Origin of the sequence: Pedobacter gandavensis, from assembly GCF_032677645.1 — a bacterium.
GTDB classification, from domain to species: Bacteria; Bacteroidota; Bacteroidia; order Sphingobacteriales; family Sphingobacteriaceae; genus Pedobacter; species Pedobacter gandavensis_A.
In genome coordinates, this window is sequence record NZ_JAVTSB010000010.1 from 115,949 (window position 1) to 139,446 (window position 23,498).

At 41.0% G+C, this 23,498-nt stretch carries 19 protein-coding genes; 11 read left to right on the plus strand and 8 right to left on the minus strand.

What is annotated here, in order from left to right; all coding sequences use genetic code 11:
- Nucleotides 1-12: 12 nt before the first annotated feature.
- The 6 genes from R2Q66_RS17230 to R2Q66_RS17255 form a co-directional block, all read right to left on the minus strand.
- Nucleotides 13-174, minus strand: a complete 162-nt coding sequence (locus tag R2Q66_RS17230) for a lmo0937 family membrane protein (RefSeq protein WP_182955044.1) — start codon at nucleotides 172-174, stop codon at nucleotides 13-15.
- 155 nt (nucleotides 175-329) lie between these two features.
- The gene (locus tag R2Q66_RS17235; protein ID WP_008240955.1) at nucleotides 330-551 is read right to left on the minus strand and encodes a DUF2795 domain-containing protein; all 222 of its coding nucleotides are present in this window, start codon (nucleotides 549-551) and stop codon (nucleotides 330-332) included.
- Nucleotides 552-637: 86 nt separating this feature from the next.
- Complete coding sequence (locus R2Q66_RS17240; protein WP_316751273.1) at nucleotides 638-1,186, minus strand: cob(I)yrinic acid a,c-diamide adenosyltransferase; 549 nt, start codon at nucleotides 1,184-1,186, stop codon at nucleotides 638-640.
- A gap of 9 nt (nucleotides 1,187-1,195) precedes the next feature.
- Nucleotides 1,196-1,954 carry an ABC transporter ATP-binding protein gene (locus R2Q66_RS17245; RefSeq protein WP_316751275.1) on the minus strand — a complete coding sequence of 253 codons (759 nt, stop codon included), beginning with the start codon at nucleotides 1,952-1,954 and terminating at the stop codon, nucleotides 1,196-1,198.
- A 65-nt stretch (nucleotides 1,955-2,019) separates the two neighbouring features.
- Nucleotides 2,020-2,310 (minus strand): Asp-tRNA(Asn)/Glu-tRNA(Gln) amidotransferase subunit GatC, encoded by a 291-nt coding sequence (gene gatC, locus R2Q66_RS17250; protein ID WP_187666921.1) that lies wholly within the window; start codon nucleotides 2,308-2,310, stop codon nucleotides 2,020-2,022.
- Nucleotides 2,297-3,040 carry a lysophospholipid acyltransferase family protein gene (locus tag R2Q66_RS17255; protein ID WP_316751279.1) on the minus strand — a complete coding sequence of 248 codons (744 nt, stop codon included), beginning with the start codon at nucleotides 3,038-3,040 and terminating at the stop codon, nucleotides 2,297-2,299. The genes gatC and R2Q66_RS17255 overlap by 14 nt, the downstream gene beginning before the upstream one ends.
- Nucleotides 3,041-3,180: 140 nt before the next feature.
- On the opposite strand from R2Q66_RS17255, the gene trpS reads away from it, so the two are divergent.
- From trpS to R2Q66_RS17310, 11 genes are all read left to right on the plus strand, one after another.
- A complete protein-coding gene (trpS, locus tag R2Q66_RS17260) occupies nucleotides 3,181-4,179 on the plus strand; it encodes a tryptophan--tRNA ligase (RefSeq protein ID WP_316751281.1) in 999 nt (332 codons plus the stop codon).
- A gap of 50 nt (nucleotides 4,180-4,229) precedes the next feature.
- Nucleotides 4,230-4,844 carry a deoxynucleoside kinase gene (locus R2Q66_RS17265; RefSeq protein ID WP_316751283.1) on the plus strand — a complete coding sequence of 205 codons (615 nt, stop codon included), beginning with the start codon at nucleotides 4,230-4,232 and terminating at the stop codon, nucleotides 4,842-4,844.
- A gap of 1 nt (nucleotide 4,845) precedes the next feature.
- The gene (gene kdsB / locus R2Q66_RS17270) at nucleotides 4,846-5,577 is read left to right on the plus strand and encodes a 3-deoxy-manno-octulosonate cytidylyltransferase (protein ID WP_316751285.1); all 732 of its coding nucleotides are present in this window, start codon (nucleotides 4,846-4,848) and stop codon (nucleotides 5,575-5,577) included.
- A 35-nt stretch (nucleotides 5,578-5,612) separates the two neighbouring features.
- On the plus strand, nucleotides 5,613-6,161 hold the full coding sequence (locus R2Q66_RS17275; protein ID WP_316751287.1) for a hypothetical protein: 549 nt from the start codon (nucleotides 5,613-5,615) through the stop codon (nucleotides 6,159-6,161).
- Nucleotides 6,162-6,917: 756 nt separating this feature from the next.
- Nucleotides 6,918-9,653 (plus strand): outer membrane beta-barrel family protein, encoded by a 2,736-nt coding sequence (locus R2Q66_RS17280; protein WP_316751289.1) that lies wholly within the window; start codon nucleotides 6,918-6,920, stop codon nucleotides 9,651-9,653.
- A gap of 5 nt (nucleotides 9,654-9,658) precedes the next feature.
- The gene (locus tag R2Q66_RS17285; protein ID WP_316751291.1) at nucleotides 9,659-10,417 is read left to right on the plus strand and encodes a GLPGLI family protein; all 759 of its coding nucleotides are present in this window, start codon (nucleotides 9,659-9,661) and stop codon (nucleotides 10,415-10,417) included.
- Between the two features lie 158 nt (nucleotides 10,418-10,575).
- Complete coding sequence (locus R2Q66_RS17290; protein WP_316751293.1) at nucleotides 10,576-12,192, plus strand: CTP synthase; 1,617 nt, start codon at nucleotides 10,576-10,578, stop codon at nucleotides 12,190-12,192.
- Nucleotides 12,193-12,212: 20 nt separating this feature from the next.
- A complete protein-coding gene (yidC, locus tag R2Q66_RS17295) occupies nucleotides 12,213-14,012 on the plus strand; it encodes a membrane protein insertase YidC (RefSeq protein ID WP_316751295.1) in 1,800 nt (599 codons plus the stop codon).
- Between the two features lie 156 nt (nucleotides 14,013-14,168).
- A complete protein-coding gene (locus R2Q66_RS17300; protein WP_410479440.1) occupies nucleotides 14,169-17,012 on the plus strand; it encodes a prolyl oligopeptidase family serine peptidase in 2,844 nt (947 codons plus the stop codon).
- Between the two features lie 136 nt (nucleotides 17,013-17,148).
- Complete coding sequence (locus R2Q66_RS17305; protein WP_316751299.1) at nucleotides 17,149-17,307, plus strand: hypothetical protein; 159 nt, start codon at nucleotides 17,149-17,151, stop codon at nucleotides 17,305-17,307.
- A 124-nt stretch (nucleotides 17,308-17,431) separates the two neighbouring features.
- Complete coding sequence (locus R2Q66_RS17310) at nucleotides 17,432-18,703, plus strand: nucleoside recognition domain-containing protein (RefSeq protein ID WP_316751301.1); 1,272 nt, start codon at nucleotides 17,432-17,434, stop codon at nucleotides 18,701-18,703.
- 73 nt (nucleotides 18,704-18,776) lie between these two features.
- On the opposite strand, the gene R2Q66_RS17315 is transcribed toward R2Q66_RS17310, so the two are convergent.
- Nucleotides 18,777-20,216, minus strand: coding sequence for a SusD/RagB family nutrient-binding outer membrane lipoprotein (locus tag R2Q66_RS17315; protein WP_316751304.1), 1,440 nt, complete (start codon nucleotides 20,214-20,216; stop codon nucleotides 18,777-18,779).
- 10 nt (nucleotides 20,217-20,226) lie between these two features.
- Complete coding sequence (locus tag R2Q66_RS17320) at nucleotides 20,227-23,451, minus strand: SusC/RagA family TonB-linked outer membrane protein (RefSeq protein WP_316751307.1); 3,225 nt, start codon at nucleotides 23,449-23,451, stop codon at nucleotides 20,227-20,229.
- Between the last annotated feature and the right edge of the window lie 47 nt (nucleotides 23,452-23,498).

Consider the following 23,498-nt stretch of genomic DNA (forward strand, 5'->3'; position numbering starts at 1 on the left):
GAACTAAGACAATTAAGCTGCTCTGTTAATAATTTTCAGAATGATAGCGATCACTGCAATCACTAAAAGAACGTGGATCAAATTGCCAACATTTGGACCGAATCCCTGAAAAAAGAAGCCAATCACCCATAATATCACCAATACTACTGCTACTAAATAAAGTAAATTTCCCATAACGTTTGATTTAAGAACTATTTTTTAGATGAAACTGATTCAGGTTATTTCGATAACCCATGACACTATACAAACAATCATCATTCCAAAAAAGTTCTGGCACAAAAAAAAGGCCCCGAGTTGACAGGACCTTTACAGTTAAAAAATCTTAAAGATTAGTATTCGTCTTCGTTGAAGAAGAAGTCATCCTTAGTAGGATAATCCGGCCAGATTTCTTCAATGGTTTCATATGGTTCCCCATCATCTTCCAAAGCTTGAAGGTTTTCAATTACCTCTACTGGTGCGCCTGATCTGATCCCGTAATCAATTAATTCGTCTTTTGTTGCAGGCCATGGAGCGTCTTCCAAATGCGATGCGAGTTCTAGTGTCCAATACATATTTCCTATCCTAATTAAGTTATTCTATTCGTTTCGCAAAAGTATATTAAAAAACCTGAGTAAAACAAACTTTTTTTCAACCATTTTTAGAGCCTTGGAATCCAGATGTTTTCCGTTGCTTTTGCATCTAAGTTCAGTTTACGTGCCAAAACAAATAAATAATCACTTAAACGGTTCAAATATATCGTCATTTTTTCGTCAACAAAGCTCTCGGAGGCTAAATGTACAGTCAAACGTTCAGCACGTCTACATACGCAACGTGCTAAGTGGCAGTAGGAAACTACGGTTGTACCACCAGGCAACACAAAGTGTTTCAATTCTGGCAGCAACATGTTCATATTGTCCATTTCGGTTTCCAGCAAAGTAATGTCCGAATCCAGAAGATCGGGGATTTTCATCCTTGATTTTTCGGGATCTGCGGCCAATGCTGCCCCTACAGTGAATAATCTGTCCTGTATTTCCTTCAGCATCTTTTGATGATGCGGGTCAATATCCTGGCATAGGATGAGTCCGATATAAGAGTTCAGCTCATCTACCGTTCCATAGCATTCGATGCGCAGATGGAACTTAGGCACCCGGGTTCCACCTATTAAGGAGGTCAAACCCTTGTCGCCGGTTTTGGTATATATCTTCATATTGGAAAATTAGCCAATTTTTTCGAAGTCGTCACCACTTTCCTCTAATTTTACAAGGCGTGGGGAAACCGTTTTAATATCAGTATTCGGGTAATCATTTTCAATCAGACCATCACGCATTCTAACAATACGGTGGGCATGTTGCGCGATATCTTCCTCATGGGTAACGAGAATAATGGTATTTCCTTTACTGTGAATCTCTTCCAGCAGGCCCATAATTTCTATGGATGTTTTAGTATCCAGGTTACCTGTTGGCTCATCGGCAAGGATAATAGAAGGGTTATTGATCAAGGCTCTTGCTACAGCAACCCTTTGGCGCTGACCACCGGAAAGCTCATTTGGTTTGTGCGTAACCCTGTTTCCTAAACCTACATTTTCCAATGCTTTTTGCGCTCTTTCGTCACGTTCCTTTTTATTTGCACCGGCATAGATCAATGGCAGAGCCACATTATCCAGAGAAGTAGAACGCGGTAATAGATTAAAAGTCTGGAATACGAAGCCGATTTCCTTATTACGAACTTCTGCAAGTTCATTTTCCGTCATATGACTTACATTAATGCCATTTAACACATAGGTGCCTTTACTTGGGGTATCTAAACAGCCCAGAATGTTCATCAAAGTAGACTTTCCGGAACCGGAAGGTCCCATTAATGCTACAAATTCACCTTTTTGGATATCCAATGAAACTGATTTTAAAGCATGGATCACTTCTGATCCGATCACGTATTTACGGCCTATATCTTTGATGTTGATTAACGCTTTTTCCATTGGTAGCTAAATTATTCGGGTTTTTGATTAAGACGGTAAAGTACTCCGGAATGTTACATCCGGCTTTATTTTTCCAGGATTTTGGGCACCATAAAGAAGTTTTCATTGTGTTTCGCAGCGTTTTTCAATCCATCTGCCACAGAAATCTCCTGTTTTACCACATCTTCGCGCCAAACATTTTCTTCTTCATTCATGTACACCAATGGCGCTACACCTTTGGTATCCAACTCATTGAGCTGCTCCATAAAAGTAAGAATCTTATTCATATCCCCCATCAGGCTGTCTACTTCTTTCTCTTCTATGGCGATTCTGGCCAGGTCGGCCACCTTATATATGGTTTCTTTATCTATGGTCATGCAAAAGGAGTTTACTATTTATTATATTAAAGATGCGTTCTTTTAACTCGTCGGCATCCTTTATCGTTAAATCAGTGGTATCAACCGGCTGATGGATGTAAATATCACAAATTCCCGGCGTACTACCATATTTTGAACCATCATCCCACATCTTTTTCCATACATTGGATAAACTGACGGGCACAATAGCCAGGTTTTTTTCTATCGCCAGGCGGAATGGCCCGTTTTTAAAAGACTGCAAAACAGGCGGATAATGACTTCCATCTATCCCTCCTTCCGGAAAGATAATCAGACTCCAACCGGCTTCCAACCGCTCGCCAGCCTTTTTAAAGGCCCTAAAAGCAGAGATATTGCTGTCACGGTTTACCGGAATATCAATGGTCTTAAAAAAGATTTTCAGCATGGGATTTTTCAGCAGCTCATCCTTCCCCATAAAATGAAATTTCCCCCGGGCAAGCATACAAAAAATCATGATATCCAGGTTTGAAGTATGGTTGGCACAATAAATATAGGTCCGGTCATTGACTAAAGGCTGTTCAAAATTGAACCGGAAAAAGAAACCGGTTAGCCAGCTACTGAGGAAACTATTTGCTTTTCTGAGCCTATTTAGCGTCAGGTAACCTTTCGGAGACTGCGCAGCGACATAGTAAAAAGGGTAAAATACCGCAGAAAGCGACACGATAACAAATACAGAATAGATGCGATGGCTATGCTTTAAGAGGCGGATCATTGATTCAAAGCTACTATTTTTTTAAAGACAGGACCGCTAAAATGCTCATTCCAATGTAAATTCCTGCTTTAAACAATTTATAAAAGATAAAAATGAAATTATAAGCCTCCCCAATACCTGTTTTTTCTTAATTTCGTTGCATGAAAGAAACGGTAGTTAGCGGGATACGTCCTACAGGAAAATTACACCTGGGAAATTATTTTGGTGCGGTTAAAAACTTTGTAAAAATGCAATACGATTACAATTGCTATTTTTTCATTGCCGACCTTCATTCTTTAACCACACACCCAACGCCCGGCGATCTTCATGGTTATGTAAAACACGTATTAGTAGAATATCTTGCTTGCGGAATCAATCCGGAAGAAACCACCATCTATGTTCAGTCTGACGTTCCTGAAGTTGCGGAGTTGTATTTATACCTGAATATGAATGCCTATATGGGTGAACTGGAGCGCAGTGCTTCTTTTAAAGACAAAATCAGGTCTCAATCCGACAATGTGAATGCTGGTTTATTAACCTATCCAACCTTAATGGCTGCTGATATTTTAATCCACAAAGCCACTAAAGTTCCGGTAGGAAAAGATCAGGAGCAACACCTTGAAATGACCCGTACTTTTGGAAATCGTTTCAACAGAATGTACAAAACAGACCTTTTCCCTGAGTCTTTCGCCTTCAATTATCAGGAGAATCTGGTAAAAGTTCCGGGATTAGACGGTAAAGGAAAGATGAGTAAATCATCAGGAGAAGGTAGTTGTATTTACCTGGCTGACAGCCCTGAGGTGATCCGTAAAAAGGTTTCCCGTGCGGTAACAGATGGCGGACCAACGGAAGAAAATCAACCAAAACCAGAAGCAATCCAGAACTTATTTGACCTGATGAAAATCGTTTCTCCGGCAGATACGATGGCTCATTTCGATGGCTTGTATAACAAATGTGAACTTCGTTACGGTGATTTCAAGAAACAACTGGCAGAAGACATGATTATTTTTAATACGCCAATCCGCGAAAAAATCGAAGAGATCTCTAAAGACACTTCTTATTTACGTCAGGTAGCGAAACATGGTGCTTTAAAAGCTAGAGAAAGCGCACAAAAAACCATTAAAGAAGCAAGAGAACTGATCGGATTCAAATCCTTTTAGTCCACGAATTTAGATCATATAGCTACAAAGGCTACAAAAATTACTAGAATATGCATATAGCTATAGTTGGAAATATTGGTGCCGGTAAAACCACCTTAACAGAATTACTTGCCAAACATTATGGCTGGGAAGCGTTATACGAAGGTGTGGATGACAATCCTTATCTGGAAGATTTTTATAGCGACATGAAACGATGGAGCTTTAACTTACAGATTTACTTTTTGAACAGTCGTTTCGAGCAGATTGTAGATATTGAGACCAATAAACGCAATGTGATTCAGGATAGAACCATTTATGAGGATGCGTATATTTTCGCGGACAATCTTCATGAAATGGGCTTAATGACGACCAGAGACCATAATAATTACCGCGATATATTTAAGAATATCACCTCATTTATTAAACCACCGGATGTATTGGTCTACCTGCGTGCCTCGGTTCCTACCTTAGTTAATAATATCCAACGTCGTGGTCGTGAGTATGAAGCCAGTATCCGTCTTGACTATTTAATGAAGCTGAATGAAAAATATGAAGCCTGGATTAAAGATTACAGCATGGGAAAATTACTGATTCTGGATAAGAACAAGCTTGATTTTACGAATAACCCGGAAGATTTAGGCAGTATCATCCGATCTATTGATGCAGAAATAAACGGTTTATTCTAAGATGAAGGTACTCGGAGTAATCCCTGCCCGCTTTGCTTCTACGCGTTTCCCCGGAAAACCATTAGTGGATATTCAGGGGAAAAGCATGATCCGCAGGGTTTATGAGCAGGCACAGAAAGCTAAAGGACTCCACAAAGTGGTGGTAGCTACCGATGATGAACGGATTGCCGAAGAGCTGAGAAGTTTTGGTGGCGAGTATATCATGACTGGTATCGACCACCAGAGTGGTACAGACCGTTGTGCAGAAGTGGCCAGGCAATTGCCAGGTTTCGACGTGCTGATCAATATACAAGGTGATGAGCCTTTTATCAATCCCGCACAAATAGACCTGCTGGTTTCCTGTTTCACAGATCCGGAAGTACAACTGGCTACGCTGATCAAGCAGATCCATACGCAAGCAGAGTTGTTTAACCACAACCTGCCTAAAGTAGTGCTGAATGCGCGCCAGGAAGCCGTTTATTTTAGTCGCCAGACCATTCCATACCTGCGAAATACAGAAAAAGAAAACTGGTTGGAGGCCCATTTGTTCTATAAGCATATCGGTATTTACGGCTATACGGCCTCCGTATTACAGGAAATCACACAACTCCCTCCTTCTTCCCTGGAAATTGCAGAAAGTCTGGAGCAGTTGCGTTGGGTAGAAAACGGTTATGCGATTCAAACCCGGGTAACGGACATTGAAACAATTGCTATTGATACCCCTGAGGACCTTAAAAAGATACTGGAATCCTAAAAGAAAGCAAACGGAATTCTAATTTATTCGCTTATATGAAGAAACATTATACCTATCTGTTATTATTCCTATGCGTTCTTGCAGCCTGTAAAGGCAATAAAACCACTGCTTCGGCGGAGGATTTAAAAAGCAATATGAAGGGCGAGACGGTATTAAAAGCATTCAGCGACACTTTGTTACTGGACACCTTTAAAGTAGTCTTAAAAGGAGAGAAACCGGCCAACATGACCATGAATTTTACCATTACTGCTCATGACGGGGCCTTGATTTATCAAAAAGACTTCAAGGCAACTGATCTTTTGAAAAACTACGCTTCTACGCTGGACCTTAAAAAGAAAGCAAAGCAACTGGAATTTATGCAGCAGGAGTTGAAATTGTTCCTGGATGAGGAAAACTTTCTGGAGCCAGCGGTGACAGAAAACGAAAACCCTGACCAGCATGCACCGGATAAAGACTTTTATAATGAGCTAAAGCGCAGCGGACTCAACGGCTTTAAATACCGTTTATCCAATGAAACGGAGGTTTACATCGCCTGGTCGGCACAGAAAAAACAGGTTTTACCATATTACAGCTGTTGCAAGTAAAAATTATTTAGTTGCTAAATCTTACCGGAAAAGGCCACAAAGCAAGATTATTTGATATTTAGATTCGCTTTATGAAAAAAGTTGAAAATTATATTGTGATTAAAGTATATTTTGCATTATATTTAAATAATCAAAGACCACATTATTAAAGTAACAACAACCCAAACCTGCATATTCTAACCAAATATACTTTAACAAAAGTGCCCGGATTTTATTCGGGCCTTTTTTATGCCCGAAATTTCCGGCATGCCTTTACCCCTCCCCCGAATTAAAGCTTTCTTCCCTCCTGCCTGTCTTCCCTATGCGCCCGATATGAGTCCGGTATCCCTTCTTGTTTTCTTCATATTTAACAGGTCCTTACACCATCGTTGAAAGGTCCATTAGACCTATCAAGGACCTATCAACCATTAATCAACGACCTATCAGGGATTAAGAAAATCCGGACACATAGCGGCAACATTCCGGACGCATTCCGAAGACAGCACAAGCGCAAGCCATAGCATTTCCTCAGCAGCCTCCATCCGGGGTAACCGGCTTAATTTGTTTTAATCCTCAAATACTGAAAGCATTAACCCTAACCCTTCCTTTCAAAAATTTAACCTCTGAAACAGCGGGTTTTAAAATTCTTAAAAGATTATGATTAAAAATTAATAGAGACAAAAAAAATCTTGTTAGATTTAGGAAATCACCAGGAGAGATAGCCGGTAAATTATGCTGAAAAAATTTTTCACTTATATAATTTTCACAATATTTTCATTGACCACATTCGCACAAAAATCTGTCATCAAAGGTTTGGTAGCGGATACTTTAGAAAAAAAGGTTCTTGAAAACAGTGCTGTCCTGTTGATCAGGGCTGTGGATTCTATATTGGTAAAAACAGCGCGTACCGACAAAAAAGGTCGTTTCGAATGGGGAAATATTGGAAAAGGCGATTATCATCTCCTGATCACTTATCCTAAAATGGCCGATTATATCCGAAACATCAGTATTGGAGCGGATACGGTGGTTAACCTCGGGCAGATTAACATGGAGTTAAAGTCAAAACTCCTGCATGAGGTCATTATTGCAGCCAGCAAAAAAGCCATCAGAATGCGTGGTGATACCTTAGTCTTTCAGGCCGACAGCTTCGCTGTGCGGAACAATGCCAATGTACAGGAATTACTAAAACGACTTCCCGGGATGGAGGTTGATAAAAATGGTTTGATTAAAACTCAGGGTAAAGAGGTGAAAACTGTCCTCGTGGATGGCGACGAGTTTTTTGGTGACGACCCCTTGCTGGCCACCAGGTATTTAAAAGCAAATGCGGTAGACGAAGTCCAGGTCTATGACCGGAAAAGTAAAGCCGCAGAACTGACCGGAATTGACGATGGGATCAAGCAGAAAACCATCAATATTAAACTTAAAGACAATGCGAAGAACGGTTATTTAACCACCTTAGATGCCAATGCGGGAAGCGATGCCTTTCAGGATTATGGCGGTATGATTGGCGCCTTCAAAAGCAAACTGAAGATGGCCGTTTTCGGCACCTATTCTAACCTCGACAACGACTCAAAGATCAATAATTCGATGCGGAAGCTCAAAGGAGAAGATTACGACCAGATTGAGATCGGAGACGATGGCAGTTCCATTATGTATGCTTCCGGTGGCGATGATGATGACGATTACTATTCCTCCACGGGAGGTCTCCCCAGCAACATCAACCTTGGCGCCCATTATTCGGATAAGTTTTACCGCAATAAGATGGGCTTAAAAATGAATTTCAAAGTCTTTAACAACAAGAATACCAATCATAAAACTTCCATTTCTCAGGAATTACTCCCTTCCGGACAGCAATTTTTGAGTACAGGTAGCACAGACGATCATTCTAATGTGACGGGCGAAAATATGCGTGGGACTTATACTTACCATACCGATTCCTTATCAATCCTGAAAGTATCGTTTGGCCTGAAACAGAACCGGAGTTATAACGAGTCTAAGAGCCTCAATGGCAGTAAAAACGAATATGGCTTACCGATCAGTATGAACAACCAATCCAACATCGGGGATGGCGCTTCCGATCTCTTTAATGGCAATATCAACTGGTCTACCAAGTTTAAGAAAAAAGGAAGGGTATTGTCTATTGATATTCAGCCGGAAAGTCAGAACAGCAGCGGACTGGAGCGCAGTTTAAACCATACCGAATATTACAATGCCCAGGGCCAATGGAGCCGCAGTGAGGACGTCAATCTGATCAAGGACAATTCCGGCAAGCAAAATTCTATTGGAACGCGGATCAGCTATGCGGAGTTATTGAGCAAACGCTGGTCGATGGAAGCAGGTTATACCTTCAAAACGATTGCCTCCAGTAGCAACAGATTGGTTTTTGATGCGGTTACTGGTGCGGTTCAAAAGATCGACTCCCTCAGTAATAATTTTAAGTTCATTAATTTCTCCAATATCGGGAAGATGATCTTTCAGTATAAAGTGAAAAATTTCTCCATCTCTAGTGGTCTGGAGGCTACCCAAACTAATTTCGAGCTGAAAGATCTGGATAAGGCCAGTAATTTCAAGCGGAGCTACCTGAACCTTTCCCCCCGTACTAACCTGTTTTACAAAATCAGCAACAGTGCGAGCATGGCGATAAACTACAATGGCTACACGCAGCAACCTAGCATTGAGCAGATACAACCTGTAATCCAGATCAACACACCTTTGTATCAGGTGATTGGAAATCCAACATTAAGGCCTTCATTTACCAATAATTTCGCAATTTCTTACAGCAGCTACCTGATGAATTTAGATCAGTTTTTCTCTACTTATCTTAATTATGGCTTCACCAATAATGCGATTGTAAGTTCCGAAATTGTGGATGAGTTTAACAAAAGGGTTTCCAGTTTCGTCAATTTAGATGGCAATAATTCCCTGAGTGGAAATGTATATTATTCGAAAGGCTTTTCGAAACTTCATTTCCGTATGGGGCTGGACCTGAGCTTCTACCGCTCCGGTAATATTGCCAGAATCAATGGGGTGCAGAATAAAACCATCAATACGCAATACAATGCCAAGGCTTCCTTCAATTATTACACGCCAAAAGTAGATTTATCCTACTCCCCTTCTGCCTCCCTGATGTATGGCACCTCTTCTATCGGAGGTTTTAATGATGGAAAAAGTATCATCCACAACCATGAATTTTCGGGAACGGTGCAATTGCCTTACCGTTCGGAATTTAACAGTACCTTATCCGTATCGCTACGTCCGGCCAATGCTTCTTTTGGAACAGACCTGAATGTGGTGATCCTAAATAGCTATCTGGCTACCAAACTAGGCAAAAACGAGGCTTTTGAGTTGAAATTAACCGCAACAGATATTTTAAATCAAAAGATTGGCTATACCCGTTTTGTGGGTGGAAACGTGATTTCTGAAAACACATTTAGCTATATTCCACGTTATGTATTGATTGGCATAAACTGGAATTTAAGTGGTAACTTTACGAAGGCTACGGCTAATCCTTAATCCTCATGAAGCAATTGGTTTGTCTGTTACTTTTTTCCATTTCTTTTACGACGGTAAAGGCGCAGCAGCTTTTTATTCCGAACGGGACGATCATCTTTGAGAAAAAGGTAAATCTACAGCGCCGTTATGCAGATTCAGGATTCCCTGATGAGTCGAAAGAAAGGATGAAAAAGTATAACATTACCCATTGGGAATTGTCATTTGATCCCTCAAAATCTATATTCCGTCCGGTAAAAAAAGAAGAAGATGCTGAGGATATTTCCTTTTTTGGAATTTCGGATACCCCTGAAAATGAATTGTATGCCGATTACCAGCAAGACAAAAGGCTACTCAAAAAGAAAATCTGGGGAGACGAGTACCTCTTAACTGACACGATCCCAAAACTGGACTGGAAAATTATGCACGAAGTCCGGAATATTGCGGGTTACGAATGCAGAAAAGCGATTGGAGTGATGAATGATTCGGTGTATGTGGTGGCTTTTTATACCGATGAAATTCTGTTAAAAGGAGGTCCGGAAGGTTTCAGTGGCTTGCCGGGGATGATCCTCGGACTGGCGATTCCACGTTATTACAGCACCTGGTTTGCCAGCAAAGTGTCGCCATATACGGCAGAATCTCTGGCCATTCATCCGCCTTCGAAAGGGAAGAAGACAGATACCGCAAAAGAAATGAATAAACTGATTGAAATCTTTACGCGATATGATCTGCCTCAAAAACAAAAGCCGGAGGAGGTCAAAAAGCGCCTCTACGGATTTGTACTCTAACTTTATCAGGGATAACAGCTTATGTCTGGAAATTGCAACATCAACAATATTTCCGCAATTAGCCCTCCAGCTTCCGTTTTATTTGCTAACTTTGTATCCCGTACAAAAACAATAAAAGTAGCCGTTAAAACTGCCTTTATTTTCAGAAAATCACAAACATGACTAAGTATATTTTTGTTACGGGCGGTGTTACTTCCTCTTTAGGTAAGGGCATCATCTCCGCTTCATTAGCCAAATTATTACAAGCAAGAGGTTACAGTGTAGCCATTCAAAAATTCGATCCGTATATCAACATCGATCCGGGAACATTAAATCCATACGAGCATGGCGAATGCTTTGTAACGGAAGATGGTGCGGAAACAGATCTTGACCTTGGTCACTATGAGCGTTTCTTAAACATTCCGACTTCACAGGCGAACAACATTACCACCGGAAGAATTTATCAGAATGTAATCAACAAAGAGAGACAAGGTGAGTATTTAGGAAAAACTGTTCAGGTAGTTCCACACATCACTGATGAGATCAAACGCAACATGCGCATCTTAGGTGATACTGGTAAATACGACATCGTAATCACTGAGCTTGGTGGTACTGTTGGTGATATTGAATCTTTACCTTTCATTGAAGCTGTTCGTCAGTTTAAATGGGAAGAAGGTGCAAACAATGCCATCGTAATTCACCTGACTTTGGTTCCTTACCTTGCTGCTGCAGGTGAACTGAAAACAAAACCAACACAACATTCGGTAAAAGCATTATTGGAATACGGTATTCAACCGGATATCCTGGTTTGTCGTACAGAACACCATATCAATATGGACATCCGTAAGAAAATCGCGTTATTCTGTAATGTGAACATCAATGCGGTAGTAGAATCTATTGATGCTTCGACCATTTATGATGTGCCATTGTTGATGATGAAAGAGCAATTGGACAAAACGGTATTGAGCAAATTGAAGCTGGCGCAGAAAAACGAACCGGATATGGAAAGCTGGAAAGACTTCCTTGGTCGTTTGAAAAACCCTACTTCAGAAGTTAAAATCGGTCTGATTGGTAAATATGTTGAGCTTCCTGATGCTTACAAATCGATTATTGAATCTTTTGTACATGCAGGTGCTAAAAATGAGTGTAAAGTAAAAGTAGAATATATCCATTCTGAGGGAATCTATGCTGACAATGCCAAAGAAAAATTAGCACACTTAGACGGTGTATTGGTTGCTCCTGGTTTTGGTAGCCGTGGTATTGAAGGAAAAATTGATGCGATCAAATATGTTCGTGAAAATGATGTTCCTTTCTTCGGTATCTGTTTAGGTATGCAGTGTGCAGTGATTGAATTCGGTAGAAATGTATTGGGATTAACCAATGCGAATACCGTTGAGATCGACGAAAATACAGAGAATCCAGTGATCAACATGATGGAAGATCAAAAAACCGTGACCAACAAAGGTGGTACCATGCGTTTAGGTTCTTACCCATGTGATGTTAAAAAAGGTACAAAAGCTTATGCAGCTTATGGCAAAGCTCACATCACTGAGCGTCACAGACATCGTTATGAGTTCAACAACGCGTATTTAGAGCAGTATGAAGCAGCAGGAATGATTGCATCAGGATTAAATCCAGACAGTCATTTAGTAGAAATTGTGGAGCTTAAAAACCATCCTTTCTTTGTTGGTGGACAATTTCATCCAGAATTAAAATCAACAGTTGCTAATCCTCACCCACTTTTTGTTAAATTTGTCGCCGCTGCGATGGAATTTGCAAAGAAAAAAATCAAATAATACGAGTTTAAATAACAATAATGGATAGAAATACGTTTACAGGCCTGTTCCTGATCATGATCGTTTTGGCCGGTTCTTTTTACTTTTTTGGTCCTAGTCAGACTGAAATAACCAAAGAAAAGGAAAGAATTGCCGCAGATTCTTTGAAAAAAGTAGCTGCAGCCACAACAACTACTGCTCCTTCAATAGCAGCGGCAACACCAGCTGTTGATTCAGCAACATTATCAGGACCATTTGGTGGCAGCATCACAGGTACTCCTAAAACAACAGTTTTAGAGAATGAGAACTTAAAATTAACGTTAACCAATAAAGGTGGTAAGCTTTTATCTGTACAGGTAAAAGGCGAGAAAACTTACAATGGAAAACCGGTTATTTTATTTGACGGTGACCAGAATAAGTTCGGTTTAAAAATGAACATCAACGGTAAAGTATTAAATACTGATGATCTTTATTTTACACCAACCGTAACGGACAATAAAGTGAGCATGCGTGCCACTTATCAAGGTGATAAATACATTGAATATACTTACGATTTAAAACCTAAGTCGAATAATGTTGCTTTTAACATTAATCTGAACGGTTTAAATCAGGTGATCCAAACGGATTCTGTGATCCTAAACTGGACGACTACGTTATTAGAGCAGGAAAAATCTGCTAAGAAAGAAAAAGAACACTCTGCTCCTTTCTACAAATACACGAACGCTAGTCCAGATCATTTGAGCGTTGCTAAAGATGCAACTGAAGAATTGAAAAAAGGAAAAATCGAATGGTTCTCCTTCAAACAACAGTTTTTCTCTGCAGTATTACTTCCTAAAGATGGTTTTGAAAGTGGTAAACTTTCCATTACTGATTCTACAAAACCAGGGGAGATCAAACGTTACGATGCAGATATGAAACTGCACTTCGGTCAGTTGGCAACAGTTAACTATCCGATGGAGTTTTACTTCGGTACGAATAAGTTTTCTACGTTAAAAGCACAAGGCCACGAAATTGAGAAATTAGTGGATATGGGTTACTGGCCTTTAAAATACATCAATAGATTTGTTGTATTGCCAGTGTTTAAATTCCTGGAAGGTTTTGGATGGAACTACGGTGTGATCATTCTGATTCTGACAATCCTTCTTAAAGTTGCCATGTCTCCGTTGACGTATAAATCATACATCTCTATGGCTAAGATGAGAATTCTTAAACCAGAAATGGATGTGATTAAAGCTAAAGTAGGCGATGATAACCCAACACTTTTACAACAGGAATACCTGAAATTGTACAAACAAGTAGGCGTAAACCCATTGGGTGGCTGTTTACCGATGTTGCTGCAATTGCCTTTTGTAATGGCCTTCTTCTTCTTCTTCCCGAACTTATTTGAGTTAAGAGGAGAAAGCTTCTTATGGATGAAAGATCTTTCCACTTATGATGATTTCATCAAATTTGGTTTCACTATTCCATTTATCGGAGATCACTTGAGCTTAATGTGTGTATTGATGACGATTTCGACTTTGATCTACACTTATTTCAATAACCAGATTTCTGGTGCAACTGGTCAGATGAAGTACATTGGTTATATCATGCCAATCATTTTCTTAGGGGTATTAAATAGCTATCCTTCCGGATTGAACTATTACTACTTCCTGGCGAATATGTTGACGTTTGCACAGCAGTTCATGATTAAATCTATGGTTGATGATGAAAAGATTCACCGTACTTTACAAGAGAACAAAACAAAACCTGTAGAAACTAAAAAGAAATCTAAGTTCCAAACGAGATTAGATGACTATATGCGCTCGCAACAACAAGCGGCAGCTCAGGCAAAGAAAAAATAGTCTTTTTAAAGACCTTTAGTAAAAAGCACCTTTCGGGGTGCTTTTTACGTTTAAGGCGGTTTTTATTGTAATAATTTGGTGGAGATTGCGGATTTGGTGCTAAAAAACCAGAAATTTAAAGCTGAAGAAATCAACAACAAAAAAACTGTCTTTATGATGCACAAAAAACTTACACTGATGCTCCTTTTATTGGCCAGCGCCGCCTATGCGCAGAAAAAGCCACTGGACCATAGTGTTTATGATACCTGGGAGTCTGTGGGCTCAAAACAATTGAGTAATAACGGCCTCTGGGCCATGTATGGCATTAACCAGCAGGAAGGTGACGCCAACTTATACCTGAATAACCTGGTTAGCCTTTCCAAAATAAAAGTAAACCGCGGTACCAATGCACAATTTAGTACCGATTCAAAATATGCAGTCTTTGCCATTAAGCCTTTTCAAAAAGACATCCGTCAGGCAAAGATTAAAAAGAAAAAAGCAGATGACCAGCCTAAAGACAGTTTAGGAATCGCAAACCTAACCAGTATGGCGATTCTTAAGGTTGCCCGGGTGAAGTCCTTTAAAATGCCGGAGAAAGCTGCCGGTTTCCTGGCTTATCAATTGGAAAAACCACTGGATACGGCTAATAAAACAAGTACCCCTGTTCCTACGGATAAGAAAAAAGATAGCGAAGACTTCTTTGCGGATGACGAACCAGGCGCTGCTTCCAAAACAGAAGGAACGGACCTGATCTTTAGAAACCTGAATACCGGTGTAGAGCGTACGTTTAAATATGTGAGCGAGTATGCCTTCAGTAAAAATGGCAAGCAGTTTATCTTTGCCAGTACTGGTGCTAAAAAAGACAAATCAGCTCCGGTTGGTGTCTTTGTTTTGAATACAGAAAAAGGTACGTTGAAAACATTGGTTAAAGGAAAAGGTACGTTCAAGAACTTTGCTTTTGATGAAGATGGAGGATATTTAGCTTTCGTTGGTGAGCAGAGTCCGGAGAAAACGGAGATTAAAGAGTTCAATGTGTATTACAATTCTCTTTCTTTAGATACTGCGCAGATCCTGGTAGACAATGGGATTCCTGGTATGCCTAAAAAATGGGCAGTAAGTGGTGATTCCCGCGTTAACTTTAGCAAGGATGGCACGAAGTTGTTCTTCGGCATTGCCCCTGTTAAAACGCCTAAAGACACGACGCTCGTGGAGTTTGAAAATGCGAAACTGGACATCTGGGGTTATAAAGATGATTACCTGCAACCGATGCAGTTGAAAAATGCAGACAGGGAGTCGAAACGAGCTTACCTGACCGCTATTGAAATCTTTAACAGTGATCCGAAAGTTGTTCCTTTAACAGATGTTAAACTGCCTGAAGCAGTGGTAATGAACGAAGGTAATTCGCCTTTCGTTTTGGCTTCTACCGATTATGGCAGCAGAGTTCAGCAGCAATGGACGGCAAGTACGATTAAAGATTATTACCTGGTTGATGTGAAAACCGGTGCCAGAAAGAAAATCATGGAAGGCCTTACTGGTTCTGCGATGGCTTCTCCAGGCGGTAAATACGTGCTTTTCTTTAATAAAAAAACAGGTATCTATTCGACTTATCAGGTGGCTACCGGCAAGTTAACGCCTTTGAATACTGGTTTAGCAGTTAAATTAGTAGATGAAGACAATGATGTTCCGGATGATCCTTCTGCTTATGGTGTAGCCGCCTGGACGGAAGATGATAAAACAGTTTTAATCTACGACAGGTATGACATCTGGGAGTTCTCCCCGGAAGGAAAAAGTCCGGCGAAAAACATGACCAATGGTTTCGGCAGACAAAATAAGCTGACTTTCCGCTACCAGAAGGTAGATCCGGAAAGTCGTTTCCTGGAGAAAAAGCAACACATTTTAATGGATGCTTTTAACAATACGACCAAAGAAAATGGTTTCTATAAAACTGTAGTTGGCGAGCAAAAGAACCCGGAAATGATCGTGATGGAAAAATTTAAGTATTCGGATTTAGCGAAAGCTAAGGATGCTGAAATGTATATCTATGACAAGGGGAATTATAGCGTTTCGCCAAATGTGTATGTTTCAAAAGATCTGAAAACAGAGATTAAATTGAGCAATACCAATCCACAGCAACAAAACTACAACTGGGGTACTGCAGAATTGGTGAGATGGGAAACACCAAAAGGATTTAAATCAGAAGGGATTTTATACAAACCGGAGAATTTTGATCCGGCTAAAAAGTACCCGATGATTGTGTATTTCTATGAGAAGCTTTCTGATGGTTTATATGGTTATCAAGCCCCTGCCCCTACGCCTTCCAGATTGAACATTTCGTTTTTTGTAAGTAATGGTTACCTGGTGTTTGCACCGGATATCTCTTATGAAACTGGTTATCCGGGAAGATCTGCGGAAGAGTTTATCAATTCTGGTGTAGAAGCATTGAAGAAAAACCCTTGGGTAGATGGTAGCAAAATCGGTATCCAGGGTCAAAGCTGGGGCGGTTACCAGGTGGCTCACCTGATTACACGTACCAATATGTATGCTGCAGCATGGGCTGGCGCTCCGGTAGCCAACATGACTTCTGCTTATGGTGGTATGCGTTGGGAAAGTGGAATGAACAGACAGTTCCAGTATGAGAAAACACAAAGTAGAATCGGTGCTACCCTTTGGGAGAAACCAGAATTGTATATCGAGAACTCTCCTTTATTTTTCTTACCGAAGGTAAATACGCCTTTAGTAATCATGGCGAACGACGCGGATGGCGCCGTACCATGGTACCAGGGAATTGAGTTGTTTAGCGGCTTAAGACGCTTAGGTAAGCCGGTATGGATGCTAAATTATAATGGTGAAGCACATAACCTGGTTCAACGTCAGAACAGAAAAGATATTCAAATCAGAGAACAGCAGTTTTTTGACCATTATCTGAAAGGTGCTAAAGCACCGCTATGGATGACTTCGGGTATTCCTGCGACAGAAAAAGGAAAAAACTGGGGTTTTGACCTGACAGACGAGAAACCTTAACCGGTTAAAATAAATGAAGCGGCCGTATCCCTTAATTGGTGATACGGCCGCTTTGGTTTTTACCGGTTTTTTATCATATTTGAATAGGGACATTCCTAAAAAAGGCTCGTTCTCCCCTATTCAATTAACGTCCGCTATGAAAATCGAAGACAATTACCCTTCCCTAGATGAGTTCGATTATTCGCCCTATAATTGTTTAAAAGACATGCTGGAAATTGAACCGGGAAAATATAGGATTGCACATCTGGAGAACCGAATCCCGATGGTTTATGCAGTTTTGGCTACGAAAAAATAACAAGCTCTTGCTGCTGTTAGTCGAATTAACCGCTTTCTTCCTCAAAAAGGACAATTATTACCTTTGAACACCTGATTATTAGAATCAAAACTATAAATTTAACCGTTCAACTAATTTTGTTTTAATGGCCCTAAGTAGGATCTGGTCTGCATTCATCATCATTGCGATTGCAGTAGCCAGTATTAAGTGTTTCTTTTTCGGAGAAACGGAAATTTTCAACCTCATGATCATTGGAAAAGCCAGTGATCCGGGTAACGTGTTAAAGGTAGACGGGATTATTGAAACCTGCTGGACCGCAGTCAATATTTGCTTAAAGCTGATCGGAATTATGGCCTTGTTTATGGGCTTTATGACTATTGCTGAAAAAGCCGGAGGTATCCGTTTACTATCCAGAATCATCAGTCCTTTCTTCTCTAAACTTTTCCCTGATGTACCAAAAGGTCATCCGGCAACGGGCCACATGGTGATGAACTTTTCAGCCAATTTATTAGGCTTAGACAATGCAGCCACCCCTTTCGGATTGAAAACCATGGAAAGTTTGCAGGAGTTAAATCCAAATAAAGACACGGCTTCCAACGCACAGATCATGTTTCTTTGCTTACATGCTTCGGGATTAACCATGATTCCGGTCAGCATCATCGCCGTGCGCGCTTCTTTAAATTCAGCAAATCCAACAGATATATTTATCCCTTGCATGATTGCTACATTTGTAGCCACCATGGCGGCCATGTTTATCGTTTCTTTTAAGCAAAAAATCAATGTTTTTCAGCCGGTTATTCTGGCCTGGGTATTAGGACTTTCTTCAATCATCGGTTTATTAGTGCTTTACCTGACCAGTCTGAGTACTGCCGGCCTGCAACAGTTCTCCGGAATTTTAAGCAACGGCTTATTGCTATTGATTTTCCTGCTGATTGTTTTAGGTGGATTGTATAAAAACATCAACGTCTATGATGCGTTTGTAGAGGGTGCCAAAGGCGGTTTTGATACCGCAATACGCATTATTCCTTACCTGGTGGGTATGTTAGTGGCCATCAGCTTACTTCGTACCAGTGGTACTTTCGACATTGTGATCAATGGAATAAAGCACGTTTGTACGGCAATAGGCTTGGATTCCAGGTTTATTGACGGGATTCCAACAGCCTTAATCAGGCCTTTAAGCGGTAGTGGTGCCAGAGGGATGATGATTGATACCATGAATACTCATGGTCCGGACTCCTTTGCAGGTAGATTATCGAGTATTTTACAAGGCTCTTCAGATACTACGTTTTACGTGATCGCGGTTTATTTTGGCGCGGTAAACGTAACTAATACGCGTTATGCAATTGGCGCGATGTTACTGGCAGATTTAGTGGGTGTATGTACTGCTATCGGCTTATGTTACCTGTTTTTTGGGTAATACCGCGTAGTTGTTTTATCATAAAAAAGGGTTCTAAAATATAGTTTTAGAACCCTTTTTTATGCTTGTTCAATTAAGGCTTATCCCACCATACTCTTGAATTCAGGTTATCCGCGCCACCATAAGGGAATGCAGCAACTGCAGCACTATAATTTGTCCCGTTATTGGTGATTTCTTGTGTTGGATACCCTTCCCTTCTTGGAATTGGCGTGTTGTTATTGTTTGGCGCAGGACTTAACAAAGGAAATCCTGTTCTTCTCCATTCTGCCCAGCCTTCATAGCCATGCAGAAAAAGATGTACCCAGCGCTGTTCCGCAATCTGACGTAAGGCAGTAGCCGGTTGATAAATAACCGGTGCTTTTGCCATAAAATCCGTTAAACCTGTCGCATTATTATTATTCCACTGCAAAACAGATTGCTCAATGGCCAGGTCATAATTAGTTTTCGCAACTCCATCTCCGCCGGCGATCCAACCTAGTTTTGCTGCTTCCGCTTTAGCAAACAAAGCCTGAGCATAAGTAACGAGGTAAACCGGAGAATTCTGCTGACGAAGTGCAGTGCCCAATAATGAATAGTTATTGATCACCACGGTTACTGAACCCGGCAAGCCATAATCCAAACCAACGTAATTACCGGCAACGTTTTTATCCGCAAAAACCGGCAGTCTCGGGTCATTTAAAGGCAGCATATAATCTACTATTGGCTTACTTACCGCAAACCATTTCCTGTTTAATCTGGTAAAAGAGGTATTCCAATAATTTTCATTTACCTTATCCGCCAGGTGATTGTAAATCAGGTTATCGATGTTTTTTTCCATGATGCCATTGGTCAGTGCCTTCTGAAATTCTGCGGCACCTTTAGTTGCATCGACTTTGGAAAGCCTTAAGGCCATGAGCAAATGGATGGTATTACCCAGCTTTTTCCACTTGCTTACATCGCCGTTATAAATGATATCGTTTTTAATGGCACCAGGTACAAAGGCAGCATTCGCTTCATCTAATAGTTTAAAAAGCCCGTCGTAAACGGCCTGTTGCGAATCATAAGCAGGCGTAAAATTCCCCGCCGCTTTTAGGGCCTGACTGAAAGGAATGGCTCCCCAACGGTCGGTAACGTGCCACAAGAAATACGCTTTCAAGATTTTGGCGACCGCAATCTGGTTCACAATAGGCCCCTCATTCGGGTCATTTGCCACTTCTATCGCCTTTTCCAGGTTCATCAGCGGACCGGCATAGATCGGGTAAAAGCTAAAGTTGATCGTATTGTAACGGCTGTTGTCTGTGAAGGAAGTATTGGAAAGATATTGGGGATAATGCTCGCCATAAATGGAAGCGGATTTATCAAAAGTTGTCGCAATATCCGGCAAACTTACTTGCGAATTGGCAATCAATTGTGTGGCCGAAGCCTTCACCGGATTATTCGGATCGGTGTTGATGGCATCATCAAATTTGTTGCAGCTGCTGGTGAGTGCGGCGAGCAAAAAGATCAGGTATATGGGTTTATTTATTTGTTTCATTTTGCGAAGGTTAAAATGTGAGGTTCAGGTTAATGCCATAAGATCTTACGGTTTGCAACTCCCCTTTTTCGAGCCAGCTGATGGAAGCGCTTCCGGTAGACAGTTCCGAAGGATCTAACCCTTTAGGGGCTTTTTGCCAGATCATGACTGGATTTCTAGCCATGATCGACACCTTAGCCGATTTAAAAGGCGTTTTTATCAGTAGATCACCTGAAAAATTATAACCCAGACTAACCTCTCTTAATTTGATGTAAGAAGCATCGTAAAGCCATTCTTCATAAATCTTAGTTCCAAGATTAGTTCTGAAATAAGTCCGGGCATCTACATAACCGTTAAATTCTTGTCCGCCAACATTCTGACCGGCAACTATGGTTCCCGGTGCATAGACTCCGTTGAGTTTTACACCCCCTCCACTAGCCAGTGGATCACGTACATTGGAGCCTCTATCATTCATAGCCGCTGTTTCTGCCGCTTGTCCCGACTTAACGGAAAGCATTCTCGACCAGCTAAAGAACTGTCCGCCGCTCTGAAAATCGATCATCGCAGACAGGTCAAACTTGCCAATTTTAAAATGATTCAGGAAGCCTCCGGTAAATTCGGGCAACACGCTACCGAAGTCATGATTGGTTTCCATGAGGGGCATATTATCGCTACCCAATAGCACTTTTCCACTTTGTGGATCGCGTTGATAAGCTTGTCCGACTAAACTTCCGAAGCTTTTATTTAGCGTCGCATTCAGGTAAATATTAACACTGGAATACGTGTTTACATCTAACTGATAGACGGTTAAATCTTTATAAAGCTCCCTGATAATACTTTTATTTCTGTTGAAATTAAGTGTCGCATCCCAGCTAAATAACTTCGATTGAACTGGTGTGCCAGTTAGGGAAAACTCAATTCCTTTATTCTGAATCATCCCTGCATTAATCACATAGCTGGTATTACCGCTGGCTCCGGAAACCGATAAATCAATGATCTGATTTTTGTTCTTTTGATTGTAATACGTGAACTCCAGTCCCAGTCTGTTCTTTAGAAATTTCAGGTCAGTACCGATTTCAAAAGAATGTGCAAAGGCAGGTTTTACATCCGGGTTATTCAATTTATCCGGCACAAAAAGCGTGTTGATATTGGTGGTTGTATTTTTATAAACACTACCTGGCGAGTAGGTATACTGGATTTGATAAGGTTTTAAGTCTGATCCGGCAACTGCATAACTCGCTCTTAATTTACCGAAGGAAAGCGGTTCCCATTTAGTCAGCTCAGAAAACACAAAACTTCCGGAAACCGATGGATACCAGTAAGAATTGTTGTTTTGTGGCAAGGCCGAAGAGTTGTCATTTCTAATCGAGGCATCCAGGAAATAGGTGTCTTTATAGCCAACTGAAGCCATCGCATAAGCACTTCTGATCTCTTTTCTTCTTTCATATGATCTGCTATCCGGGCGGTCTACAGAACCTGCGATATTGTAATAATCAGGACTGGATAATCCGCCTACCGTAGCCTGGAAAGTAGAAGTAAATTTCTCCGTGTAGAGGTTGGCGCCAAAATTCCCGTTGAGGGAAAAATCGCCAAATTGCTTGTTGTATTGCGCCAGAAACTCATAGTTATTATCAATACCCTGGTATTTTCCTACCGAATATCCCGGATCTAAACGACCTCCAAGGGCCTCTTTATGGGTAATATTCTGAATGTAGCGGTCGGTGCGGGCGAAAGCACTTAATTTTAACTCCGGCAAGACCTGATAGTTAAGGTTTACATCACCAAAAAGACGGTCACGATTATCGTTATTTAAGCTTTTATAAGCATCAAAAAAGGGATTATTCCAATCGCTGGGCTTATTGTTATCTCCGGTGATCATTCCGGTAACAGTGTTTGGATTCACATTCCAGTTCAGGATTGTACCGTCTGGATAACTGTATTTGCGCAATCTGTTCAGGTCGATGTTCCTTTGGAACCACTGTGTTGCACCTGTAAAGGAACCTTGGTAGCCTTGTACAGGACGTAAACCGTTGTTATTGGCATAATTCCCATTCACTCCTACCGTTAATTTGTCGGTTAACTTCAGGTCTGAACTCAAGCTCAGATTATTGCGTTTCAACCATGTATTTGGGATAGTTCCATTGATATATGCGTTGTTGTAACTTAAACGGAAGGAAGAGTTTTCATTTCCTCCGGAAACTGACAAACTGTTGTTGATGTTTAATCCGGTTTCATAAAAGTCTTTGATATTGTCCGGCTGAGGTACAAAAGGCGATGCTTTTCCGAAATCCGGGTCCTGAGGGTAAAAACTATAGAACATCCTGACTGGCGTTCCATCCATTTTTGGGCCCCAGCTTTCGTCATTTCCGTTTACGTATTTCTCGCCATTGGCCAGGGTGAGGAAAGTTTGATTGTTCCCTACACCATAAATATTTTGCAAGGGTGCAAAATTGCTGACTTTCTCTATGGAGACACCCGAATTGAAGCGGACTTCAACAGATTTAGGGCCTTTCTTTCCTTTTTTAGTGGTGATCATAATGACCCCGTTTTGTCCGCGGATACCATATAATGCAGAAGCAGCAGGTCCTTTTAACACGTTTAGCGACTCAATATCTTCGGGATTGATGTCCTGTGAGATGTTACCGAGATCCACTCCGTTTCCGGAACCGGTGCTAAAATTGGCGTCAGAAATAGGTGTACCATCTACTACAATCAGCGGTGCACCGTCGCCATTCAAGGAATTGACCCCTCTGATTTTAATCTTTTGCGTACCGCCCATACTTGCGCCGGAAGAACCAACAACCTGTACACCAGCAATTTTACCAGAAAGTGAGCCGAGCACATTTTGCTCCTTGGTCATGGTCAGGTTTTCACCTTTTAAGCTTTGCGTGGCATAACCAAGAGATTTTTCATTACGCTTAATTCCGAGGGCGGTGACCACCACTTCTCCAAGTGATTGCGCATCCTGGACCAGGGCAACATTAATGGTAGTTCGGTTATTGATGGGGACTTCCTGCGTTAGATAACCCAGGTATTTTACGATGAGGGTTGTGGCATTGGGCGGTAAACTGAGGCTGTAACTGCCATCCGGTTGCGAGGAGGTGCCAACACTACTGCCTTTTACAAGCACACTGGCGCCTGGAATCCCTGTTCCATTACTGGCATCGCTGATCTTTCCCTTCAAAATTTGTTGGGCAAAACCACTGAAAGCGAATAAAATGAAACAGGAACAAATGAGGGTAAATCTTCTGTTCATGTGGTTAGTATTTTAGGTTTGGTACAGGAAAATACTAAAAAAATGAC